The sequence below is a fragment of the Phycisphaerae bacterium genome (assembly GCA_035275405.1).
GTDB lineage: Bacteria > Planctomycetota > Phycisphaerae > UBA1845 > UTPLA1 > DATEMU01.
Genome location: DATEMU010000015.1, coordinates 107,938 through 119,154 on the forward strand (window position 1 = coordinate 107,938; position 11,217 = coordinate 119,154).

Consider the following 11,217-nt stretch of genomic DNA (forward strand, 5'->3'; position numbering starts at 1 on the left):
ACTCATCATAGCATCGAAAAAACGCCCTTGCGGGCATCACTGCGGCTTGGTGAGGCTTTCGTGCATCGCCTTGGCCATGTCGTGGACCTGTTTTTGGCGTTGGGCGAGCTTTTCGAGACGGACCTCCAACTCATGGTGGTCGCCACCCTCGCGGGCCCGGTCCTTTTCGGCCTGAAGAGTCGCCTGATTTACTCGAAGCTGGCAGGCCCGCAAAAGCTTTAGTTCCGCCGAACCCGGAAGAAGCGGCGACGGTCCCTGCTCCGGGTCTTCCGCATCGCCACTGGGGGCGTCGTTCTCGGCCTGTTTTTTTTCGATGGCTTCCAGCAATTCCCTGAGCATCTGCGCAATCGCTTCCTGCGTCTGGCGAACCGGCTCGCCGGCATCTGCCGCGGCCAGCCGATCGGAGACATCCTTGGCGTCATCGCGGACCTGCTCGACGATCTGCGGGAAAACAACAGTCGTCCCCTCCTCCTTGAGGATGTACAGCGCCTTGTCGGCCTCCTCCGAGACCCAATTTTCCTTTTGCGACAGTTCGACCAGTTCGAGTTGGTCGCTGCGCGACCAATTATCGCGGCCGACTTCTGCCAGCCGAACGGTCGCCTTGTTGCACTCGAGTTGCCGCGTCAACATCGCCCGGAATCGGCTCTCCAGCGCGGCGAGCAATTGTTCCTGTTGCTCCTTTCGAAGTTGTTGTAGTTTTTCCTCCAACGCCTGGCGGGCCTGCTGAAGCTTCTCAAGTGCCTTAGATTGCTTTTCGGCGGCGCTTTTGGGGTCCTGGGCGTCCAGTTTCTCCGCCGCCTGCTCCTGCGAGGGAACGGCCTCCTGAACGTCTTGTGAGCCCGGCGAATCTTCCTGCGGCGGGCTGTCTTGCGCTCCGCTGTCTTTCGGGTCTTCACTCTTGTCCGGAGGTTTGCCTTCGCTCTTTTGGGTCGCTGCCTTCGGCGGCCCCTTCATCTGCTTGAGCAGATTCTTGGTCTTTTCCGTCGTTGCCTTCTGGCACTTTGATTGCTCATCGAGTTTCGGTGCCGATTCACCGCGGGGCGACTCCGTCGGTTGCGACGCGGGCTGCGTCGTCGGCGGAAGCTGGCCGCGCTCGCGGGCTGCGGCTTCGGCATCCTGCTTCTCTTTCGATTGCTCCTTGATGATGTCGTCGAGGTTCTTTTGAATGGCCTCCAGACGGTTGATCTCCTCCTTGCGATCTTCCAGTTTCTCCGGGTCTTCCAGCAGCATCTTCAGCAGGACTTGCAGGTCGGCCGCGATTTCCTTTTGACCGTCCACCGCGTCGGAGAACTGGTTGGACTTGAGCTTCTCGGAAATCTCCTCCATCTTCTGCCGGATCAAGAGGCTCCGCGAAGTCCCGAGCGTCTGGATGAGCTGGGCGGCCTTCTCCGGTTCCGCCTTTTTTAGCGCCTGGCTGATCAAGAACATGCGGTCTTCCAGTCGCGACACACGATCGCGGACGATCGCTTGCTGGTCGGAGAGGGAGCCCGAGGGTTCCACGGCGTCCGCGGGGGCTGTCGTCGTTTGATCGGCTGTTACCCACGTGCACGAACTCAGCAGCAGCGCGACGCACCACAACCCCCGTCGTGCCGCGTTGGAGTCGTAGTCATGGCGATTTGAAACCGGCGGCCTCATATTCAGTCTTTCGGTTGACTCGCGGGCGGCTCCCCGAACATGCGCTCGATTTCGCGTTGCAGTTGCTCCTGGGTCTCGCGATTGAGATTCCCCTGCAGGCGGATAATGTCCCGCAATGCCGCGACCGCCTCGCCGTAGCCTTCCCATTTTAGCATGTTCGCCAGCACCGCGTACATGGATTGTACGAGCCGCCGCTGTTGTTGTTGCACTTCGTCCGCCCGATCCGCCGTGTACGCGGCCTGGAGCCGCTCGATCCCCTCCGCTGCGGCAGGCACATCCGTCTCGATCAGCCGCCGCAGCGGCCGAATGACGCCGCCATCCAGCCGGCGACGCACGGATGAAGACGCAAGCTGGTTGATCTCCAGTTCGGACAGGACCTGTTCGAATTGCCGGGCAATGGTCCGTAAGCGGCCAATCTGTTGCCGCTGGGCCCGCTCCTCGGGGCCCAGCCGCGCGACTAATTCCGTCGAGGTCGGCGCCGCGGCGGTGGGTTGGCTGAGGTCCTGCAGGCGCTTCTCGATCTGTTCCTGGCTCTTGATCACCTGTTCGAATTCCCGCCGCCACTCCATCTCCCGGCGGGAGAGTTCCGCGAGCAGCTCCTCCGGTGTCACAATCCGGAAGCGGTATGCCTGGGATTCCCCCAGGCCTACCTGGGCCGCCGCCCTGGAGGGCTCCGCCGCGGGCGTCTTCCCAGGACGGGCCCCGTCCTCGGCGCTCGTTTGATAGTCCCGTGCCTGAAGTTGAAGCGTCAGTTGGTCGCCGGCCTTCGCGCCCAGCGTCGAGACGGGCAGCACGTCTTTTCGAGAATACCGGGCCTGTTTCGGTTCGAGGTCGGCAAGCGGCTGGTTCGTCATCGCCGGTTGCAGCGTCGCGTTCGAAGCGGTCTGTTTCTCAACCCGGTGCAAGAGGGACGCATCGCGCAAGGCCAGATTGTCTTCACACTCCATGTCCAAATTGAGAATGGCCTCCGGTGTCAACATGTCGCCCGCCCCTGGCAACAGGAGGCGTGCCTTGGGCGGAGGGTCATTCTGGAGGACAAAGGAATACGTGACGGGGTTCAGATCGGTCAGCCCCTCGGCATCCACCAGGTCGAAATAATAGGTGCCGCTTCGGGTGGGAAGGAACTCCGCGCGAAGGCGGCGATGGGATTCGATCGCAGCCTCCGTGACAACGCCGTTGGCAGTCCGCAGCGCGGCCTTGACGACGGGTTTGCCGACGGTGGCGGAGAGCGATAATCGACAACCGCGCAGAATATCGGCCGACGTCTGTCCGGTCGCCAGGGTAAATCGAGGCAGCTCCGTGTACGCCGGGGGAATGATCTCGATGTGCACTTCCTTAACGGAGGGACGCTCGACGGACTCGATGTCATACCACTGGGTTTTTTCGTCCACGCCGAATCGCCAGATGGAAAAGCGTACCCGCATCGACTGTTGGAGCGGGCCGTAATCGAGGACGAATCGATTCTCGCCATGCTGAATCATGTCCCGCAAGGGGCCTCTCGTTCCGGTGACCTCAAACTCGGCGCGAAGACCGCGCGGGATTTCGTCCTCCGCTCGGGCCACGAGCATCAGATTATCCCCCGTCGGCCAGCGGAGTTTTCCATCTCTAAATCCCTCCAGAGTCAGCACGATCCGCGACGGCCAGGGCAGGTCCTGCAATCCGAAATTGCGCGCCAGGTACGTCGCGACGGTGTCGGGCATCGCCAGCGTGGCAGCGACGGAGATCAGCAGCGCGGCCAATCCAACAAGCAGAAGCCGCGAGTGTCGCGCCTGGTGCAGGACTTCGCGCGTCTTCAGCGTCGCCATTCGATTCGCCGCTTCCGATACGACAGCGCCGACCAGCGCCGGTGAATCGCTGTCCGGCCGAAGGGGCGGACCGGTGAGGAACGACACCGCGGAGACCAGGCGATCGTCCAGCGCGGGGAAGCGTCGTTCCAGAAGTGCCGCGACATCCGTGGCCCGAATGCGCATGAAGAGGCTGCTGCCGACCGCCGTCCAGAGCTGATACGCTGCAATTCCAACGACGACCACAACGAGCACGGCACGCGGTCCGATGCCCAACAGCAACAGCCGGTCCAATCCAAAGTGAACCGTGACGACACCGAGGAGGGTCGCCAATGTGCGACAAAAGCCCTGCACAACGGCTCGGCGCTTGAGCGTACGTCCCAAACGATCAAGCGGCGCGATCAGGGACCGTCGCGCGTTCGGCGGGCCAATTTGAATCGAAGCTTGCGACATGCTTGGGACTTACAGTAGTTTTGCTCTCTTACGAAGCATCCACTCGACGCTGAGAATGCCGACAATCGCCAGCAGGACGTAGCCATTGTCCCAAAGCGGCCGCGGCCGCTCGCGGGTCACAAAGCTGCGGCTGCTGTCGGGAATTAACTCCGCCAGGCGATCCGCCTCGTCAATATCAAAGTATTTCCCGCCGGAGGCCTCCGCTAATCGCTGCAGTGCCCTCCGATTCAACGCCGTATCCCGCATCTCGATGTCGGAAGGCCGGACCGAGATCTCCTTCTGGACCGGCCGTTCCTCGTGGGCGGGTCGCGTCGTACCGCTGGCGGGCAAGCGCAGGCTCAATCGATACTGACCCGAAGCAGAGGGCGCCCAGCGGCCTTGATAATAGCCCTCCCGGTCGGGGATTGGCGTCAAAACAATGAGGCGCAGTGTGTCCCCGTCGAGTGATTCGAGGTCGGCATTCGAACCCGAGGTGCGTTCGACATTTAATTCGAGTTCGGGCGCGGTCAAGGGGTTGAACGACTCGTCCAGTGCGCGAACGCTGATCGCGACGGACTCCCCCAGCTCGTATTGTTCCTTCGGCGTAATAATCAGGCCGCGTGTTCGCCCGCCCAGCAATTTGCCCTCCACGAGGAAGCGCAGCGACTGGATCCAAAACCGATTGAAGTACTTCTCGTCGTCCCGCCGCCACCGCCAGGTCGAATTGAGGCCCAGGAACATGCTGCGACCGGCGCCTGCCAGTTGCGTGGCCATGAGGACAGGCGGTCCGAAAGCGTTCACCATGCGCGGGTTGGAATGGCGCATCAGCACCGTCGCCAGCGGCTTTTCGCGACGCACGGGAAAGTGCCAATAGACGCCGGGCAGCGCCGACCAGATCATGCGGTTTTCTGCAGATTGATCCGATTGCCGCAGGATTGGATCGCCCAGCGCCGTCTCCGGAATAAGCGGCGGCCACGCGCGAACCTGATATTGCCCCAGTTCATTCAGAATAATCTCGGCATCGGGTTCCGGTGCGACCGGAAGCAGCTCCAGGATCGCCTGCGACTTGGGGGAACGGAAGAATCGCCCCGCATACTTATTTCCCGCCGCGTAAAGAAGGCCGCCTCCGTGGTCCGTGACAAACGAGGCCACGAGGCTCGCCCACACCGGCTCGAATTCCTCGGGATCCGGATCGATCAGCAGAATGGCGTCGTATTGAAAGAGGTCTTCTTGCTTGGTGGGTAGCTCGGTGATGATCGTGTCGCCGTCGCGAACCGCGCCGACATCAGCCGATTGGAGCCAGGTGGAAACATCGACCGTCGCGTCACGCTCCAGCATCCGCGTCAGAAACCGATAGTCGTACGTGGGGGACCCGGCGATGACCAGCACGCGCATTTGATCGTCGAGGATTTGCACAGCGGAGAGGATTTCGCGTTCATTGTCGGCGGCGATCGCCTCGTTCGATAGCGCGACGGCGCGGGCGACATAGGTCACCTCGCCGGGCGCAGCGACCTTGCGCTCGAACGACAGGGGGGGGACGATTCCGTCGGCCCCCGGCGGCACCGAACGCGTCGCCACCACTTTCGCGGGATCGGGAGAATCGACCCGCCGCTCCAGCAATTCCACCTGAATCGGCTGATCGCCCGTATTCTGCGCGGTGAGCTTGACGGTGACGCTGAAGGGATCGTTCTTAAATGCCGTGCGGGGCGCGCTGACCTCGGTCACCGCGACGTTGATCGGTTCCGCGGGATCGCCCACGCCCACGGCGTACAAGGGGACCCCCCGCTGTCGGAGCATTCGGGAGACGACCTCGGGCGGCTCACCGCGGTTGAAACCGCCGTCGGAAAGAAGCACGACTGCCGCGACGGGCAATCCGCCCAATTGATCGATACCCGCGCGAATCGCCGCGGAGACATCCGTCGCCGGTCCCTCGGGACGAATGCGTACGGCGTCCGTGGAGGGAGCGGAGGTCGTCCCCGAATCGCGTTGATCGTCGCCGATCTGGTCGCTGAACGGGAGCATTTTGACCTTGTTTCGGGTAGACAACGCATTCAAAAGTCCTTGATCCCCGCGCGCGAGCAGGGTCTCCTCCAACGTCGCCCGAACGATGCCACTTTCAGTCGGCGCGGCGGCTATTCTTTTGATGCGCGCTGCATCCTCCGGCTGTCGATAGGAGTCGCGAATCGACATGCTCGCGGAGGCGTCTGCGAGGACGAGCGTGTACGCATCGAGCCGGCGATGGACGTAATTCACCAGCACCGGTTCGAGCCCAATGAACCCCAGCAGGCAAAGGACGGACACGCGGCACGCCACGAGCGCCCAGCGCAGGCGCGGCGTCACCAGCCCGCGGGCCTCGCGACGATACATCCAGGCGACAGCGTACAGCGCCACAACGGCCAGGGCGACGCCGACGAGTAGCGCGTTGCCACTGGACCAGCGCGCCAATTCCACGCGGGATTCAATCCGCTCGATGTGTGGGATTTGGGATAGGAGTGTTATCATTCGATTGACTTATCCCCTCGTCCCGAACCACCACGCCAGCGAATGTTCCAGCATCAGGATCACCAGCGCCGCCATCAGGATCGGCCACCACAACTCCGTCCGCGGGTCGAACGCCTGCGCGGTAAACGCGCCGATATCGCGTACATATTCGAATCCAGACGGACCGAACACCGCCTCCAGCTCCTCCCGGCTCGCCTGGGCAAGGTTGGATTCACGGGGGTCCGGGTTGACCGCGGCGAAGCGCGAAACGACATCGCCGGAGCTGCGGCGCAGGTCGAATTGATAAACGCCGCTCCTGGACGTCGCGGTGGTTTGCACGACCGCAAGGTGCGGGGCCGCACCCTGCGTCGGCGCGGGTTGGGTCGACGCCATCGTGGTCGTCGACGTCACCTCCAATGCGATCTCCGGCTCGACAGGGTAGGCGGGTGTCCGCAGCGCGGCGCGCGGCATAAATTGGGTAGGATCGATCGGGCAGGTCAGCGGTGCGCCCACAAGAGCATTACTCTCCGACAATGTCTGGCGCGCGGCGTATTGAACGATCTTGAGCATCAGCGGCAGGTAGCTGAAGCTCGCCGGCCAGTCGTTCCACTCCTGGTCCACGCTCGTCGTTACGAGAAGGCATCGCCCCTGTCCAAACGGCCGTTCGACGATGGCCGGCGAACGGTCGGCGTCGCTGAATTGCGCGAGAACGGTAACACCGCGATCCAGCGGCTCGCCCCGGGAATTTCCATTGGGCCTCGTCGTCGCAGCAATCTCCGGACGGGTACCGAGAAACGCATACACACGCACCTGTCGCAGCACACCCGCCAGCGGATCGACGAAATCGCGCAGGATTGGATGACCACTCTGCCAACTACCGAACGCAAACGGCTCGCCTCCGGCCGGCGCGGTCACGATATCGTTGACGGCGGCCGGGAGCAGCCCGCGGCCGCCGTTGTACAGCCGTTCGTTATAGAAGTCGGGATCGATCTGATCGCCCGCAAATATCACGAGCCCGCCGCCGGCCTGCACGAACAGTTCCAATTTTCGCTGCGCCCCGGCGGTGATGCGTGCGACGTTGGCGAGGATGACGACGTCGTGCGCCGACAGATCGACCACTTCCAGGTCGTGCTCTTCAATGACCGTCGGCTCGTTGCCGCTGGCCGCGCGGCCCGCCGGACGCAGTGCCGTTTGCAGGAGATAGGTCTCATCTCGAAGGTGATCGGTGTTCGGCTCGCCGTTCACAATGAGGACCGACACCGCGGGCACGACCTCGACCGCGCGGATGCGAATGTTGTCCAATGCGACGCCGTCGGCCGCCTTCAAGCCCCCGACCAACCGTGCCTCCAGATAGTCCGAGCCCTCCTGCCCAAACACCACTTCGACCGGCTCGCGGACCGTCTGGCCGGCCGGCAGGGTGGGGATTAGCACCGGCGGGAGCGTGTGCCGCGAAGTTCGCAGGCTGAACTCGACACGATCCAGGGAGCGATCGGAGAAGTTGGCAACGGCGACCTCGAATCGCGCCGGTACGCCGGCAACGACTTTCGCTTGTGCGCTGCTGACGTCCGTGATGGCAATGTTGATCGGCGGGGCGTCCATCGCGCCATCAATGAGCACATAAGGAACCGTTCGGCCGCGATCAGCCGGGGGACCCTCAGCGTCGCCGGAGATTGAGGTCTGGCTCGTCGGCGTGTCCCCCGTCGCGGGCCAATCGGATCGTTGAAAGTCACTGAGCACATAGATAGCGTGATTCGCCTGCGTCGGTGTGCGGCCGATTTGGTCGGCGATGGCTGAAAGGGCGTCCGGCATTCGCGACACGCCCTCCGTCGGCGAAAGGGCATCGACCTGCTCCATCACTTTGCGAACGTTGTCCTGCGAAAGGCTCGGCACCGAGACGACCGGTTGCCGTGGACGACTCGTGAGGACGAGCGTCAGACTGTCAGCGGGCGAATCCTCGGCGATGCGATCGGTCAGTTGGCCCGCGGCCTGTTTGAGACGCGAAAAGACCGGCTGGCCTCCCGCGCCGCCGCGAGGGCTGACATAGCGGGTGGAATAGGAGTCATCGATGACGACAATCCGTTCGGTCCTTCCGCCGAGGCCGCTTAACGCCCCCAACGCGCCGGAACGCAGAAACGGCCGCATGACCATGAACGCGATGAGCAGTACGGCGAGGCAACGCAACATCAGAAGGATGAGTTGTTCAAGGCGGATACGCCGGCGGTTTTTTCGGTACGCCGCCAGGAGAAAATCCATCGCCGCCCAGCGAACCCGCCGCAGCCGGCGCTTGGAAAGCAGGTGGATGAGGATTGGGCTGGCCACTGCGCCGGCGCCGACTGCCAGGGCGGGATTCAACAGGAATGCTGAGAGCCAGCTAAACATGGCGACACCGTTGCCTCATGCCCGCGCCTTTATGAGATGCGCTCGCTGCGCCAGATAGCGGCGCAAAGCGACGTCGAGCGGATCGGCCGTCGACAGCCCCACGTAATCAATCCGGCTGTTGGTGCAGGCGGTGCGGATACGCTCGATGAAGGCTCCCAGCACGGAGAGATACTCGCTGCGCAGCGACTGCGGATCGGCCGTCACGGCCAGATCCGGCGCCTCCAACCCCTCAAACAGCGTATTGTCCTGAAACGGAAACTCGCGTTCGTCGTGGTCGAGCACGTGCAGGACGATCACCTCGTGATTGCCGTGCCGCAGCATCTCGATCCCCTCGACGACTTCCTCCACGTCGGAAAGCAGGTCCGAAATGAGGATGGCGATGCTCCGCCGCGGCAATTGGCCTGCCAGTTTAGTGAACAAAGCCCGCGTCTGCGTAGGCCGTTCGAGCCTCGCTCGTTCGAGTTGGGCGAGGATTGCTTGCAAGTGCGCGTGATTGGACGAAGGCGGCAAGTGCGATCGTAGGTCGTCGTCGAAGAGCATCAGCCCGACGGCGTCCTGTTGGTGAATCAAAAGGTAGGCGAGCGAAGCCGCCACCGTCGCGGCATACTCAAACTTGGTCATACGCCCGGTCGAAGTCGCGTGCTCCGGATAGCGCATCGAGCTGGAGCAGTCGAGCAGCACGTGGGCACGAAGGTTGGTCTCCTCCTCGTACTGTTTCACGTAGTAGCGATCGGACTTTCCATAGACGCGCCAGTCGAGATGGCGCAGGTCGTCGCCCGGAACATATTCGCGATGCTCCGCAAACTCCACGGAATAACCGTGATAAGGGCTGCGGTGCATCCCGCCGATGAAACCCTCGACGACCTGCCGCGCGCGGAATTCCAAGCCGCCGATCTTGGCGAGCACCTCCGGTCGAAGGAATCGCTGTGCTGCATTGGGCATGGGTGGGAATAGCTAGGCGTTGATGACGTCCTTGATGCGCTCGTCGTCCGCGAGACCTCCGGCATGAGGCGGCGTCTGTTCCAACAGGTCGGTGATGATCCGATCGGTGGAATAACTCTCTGCCTGGGCCGCAAAGTTCGTGATGACGCGATGCCGCAGGATCGCCGGCGCAATCGCCCGCACATCCTCCGTGGACACGTGATGCCGCCCGCGAAGCACGGCCCGCGCCTTGGCCCCGAGCACGAGAAACTGAACCGCCCGCGGTCCGGCGCCCCACGCGACGTGCTTGCGCACAAATGCGGGGGCCTCCGGCTCCGCCGGTCGTGTCCGCCGGACCAGATCGAGGGCATGACGAATGATCGGTGGGGCGGCGGGCACGCGCCGTACTAGGCTCTGCAGGTGCAGGATCTGCTGCGCATCCAGGACCTGCTCAACGCGATGGTCTTGCTCGACCGTCGTCCGCGTCGCGATCTCATATTCCTCGTCGTACGACGGGTACCCGATGTAAATCTTGAACATGAACCGGTCCTGCTGCGCCTCGGGCAGGGGGTAGGTGCCTTCCTGTTCGATCGGATTCTGCGTCGCCAGGACGAAAAACGGCGGGGCGAGCCCGTGCCGGACGCCGCCGACCGTCACCTGCCGCTCCTGCATGGATTCCAGCATCGCCGCCTGGGTCTTGGGCGGCGTGCGGTTGATCTCATCGGCGAGGATGACGTTGGCGAAGATCGGCCCGGGCAGGAACTTGAACGCCCGCAGCCCGCTCGCCTTGTCCTCGGCGATGACCTCGGTGCCGGTGATGTCGCTGGGCATGAGATCGGGGGTGAACTGAATGCGGTTGAACGAGAGTGAAAGACACCTCGCGAGGCTGGAAATCATAAGCGTCTTGGCCAGTCCGGGTACGCCCTCAAGGATGCAATGCCCGCCTGCGAATAGCGCGACGAGCAATTCCTCCAGCACGGCATCCTGCCCGACAATAATCTTTCCCATCTCGGCACGGAGCCGGCTATAGGCATCGCGCAGCGTTTGCACGGCGGCAAGATCAGCATCGGGCGACATATCGGATTGCGTCATGTGTGTTCCTTTTTCAGGTGCAACATAGCGATGTATTTACGGGATTTCCGCCCGCCCCTCAGGCCCCAAGGCTCGGAAATAAGTACGCTGTCCCGAATTTCCCAGCGCTCAAGTCCCCCAGAGACAATAATTGACATTTGATTCACGTTGTATCTCTAGGCCGCCGTAAAGTATGCTTCCTCGGCCATCCGTAAAGTAAAAGCGGGCTGTGACTTCAAGGACGCTTGGGTCGAGTTCTGACTTATAAACAAGAAAATCGAGAAAAAGTGAATCGTCCTGTTTCCGATCTTCTAGCCAAGCTTCATAATCTTCGGTACAGGTCTCTTGTATTCGGAGGATAATGTTATCCAGTGTGTCAGAATGCGGCGGACCATCAAACTTGGGGTTCTGATTCGGCGCACTCGATTCTGGTAAATCATCGAGTTTTTGTCTCAGCCTTTGAAGGTTGTCAAAGCTCAACTCCTGGATCCTCAGAATTAGCCGATCAGCGTCG

The 11,217-nt window shown here is 62.3% G+C and carries 7 protein-coding genes; all 7 read right to left on the bottom strand.

The features are described 5' to 3' along the window. Positions 1–36 precede the first annotated feature (36 nt). Entirely contained in the window at positions 37–1,635 is a 1,599-nt protein-coding gene (locus VJZ71_18240) for a hypothetical protein (protein ID HKQ50021.1), read from the bottom strand. A gap of 2 nt (positions 1,636–1,637) precedes the next feature. Continuing rightward, positions 1,638–3,872 (bottom strand): hypothetical protein, encoded by a 2,235-nt coding sequence (locus tag VJZ71_18245; protein ID HKQ50022.1) that lies wholly within the window; start codon positions 3,870–3,872, stop codon positions 1,638–1,640. Positions 3,873–3,881: 9 nt separating this feature from the next. Beyond that, positions 3,882–6,353, bottom strand: a complete 2,472-nt coding sequence (locus VJZ71_18250; protein ID HKQ50023.1) for a vWA domain-containing protein — start codon at positions 6,351–6,353, stop codon at positions 3,882–3,884. Positions 6,354–6,362: 9 nt separating this feature from the next. Further along, positions 6,363–8,711: a BatA domain-containing protein gene (locus VJZ71_18255; GenBank protein HKQ50024.1), complete on the bottom strand. Its 2,349-nt coding sequence runs from the start codon at positions 8,709–8,711 to the stop codon at positions 6,363–6,365. 15 nt (positions 8,712–8,726) lie between these two features. Continuing rightward, entirely contained in the window at positions 8,727–9,653 is a 927-nt protein-coding gene (locus VJZ71_18260) for a DUF58 domain-containing protein (protein ID HKQ50025.1), read from the bottom strand. A 12-nt stretch (positions 9,654–9,665) separates the two neighbouring features. Continuing rightward, positions 9,666–10,724, bottom strand: coding sequence for a MoxR family ATPase (locus VJZ71_18265; GenBank protein HKQ50026.1), 1,059 nt, complete (start codon positions 10,722–10,724; stop codon positions 9,666–9,668). A gap of 108 nt (positions 10,725–10,832) precedes the next feature. After that, positions 10,833–11,183, bottom strand: coding sequence for a hypothetical protein (locus VJZ71_18270; GenBank protein HKQ50027.1), 351 nt, complete (start codon positions 11,181–11,183; stop codon positions 10,833–10,835). Positions 11,184–11,217 lie beyond the last annotated feature (34 nt).

Excerpts from the sequence above, each read along its gene's own strand:
- VJZ71_18255 (HKQ50024.1), bottom strand. The coding sequence starts at position 8,711 with ATGTTTAGCTGGCTCTCAGCATTCCTGTTGAATCCCGCCCTGGCAGTC.
- VJZ71_18250 (HKQ50023.1), bottom strand. The coding sequence starts at position 6,353 with ATGATAACACTCCTATCCCAAATCCCACACATCGAGCGGATTGAATCC.
- VJZ71_18240 (HKQ50021.1), bottom strand. The coding sequence starts at position 1,635 with ATGAGGCCGCCGGTTTCAAATCGCCATGACTACGACTCCAACGCGGCA.
- VJZ71_18260 (HKQ50025.1), bottom strand. The coding sequence starts at position 9,653 with ATGCCCAATGCAGCACAGCGATTCCTTCGACCGGAGGTGCTCGCCAAG.
- VJZ71_18245 (HKQ50022.1), bottom strand. The coding sequence starts at position 3,872 with ATGTCGCAAGCTTCGATTCAAATTGGCCCGCCGAACGCGCGACGGTCC.
- VJZ71_18265 (HKQ50026.1), bottom strand. The coding sequence starts at position 10,724 with ATGACGCAATCCGATATGTCGCCCGATGCTGATCTTGCCGCCGTGCAA.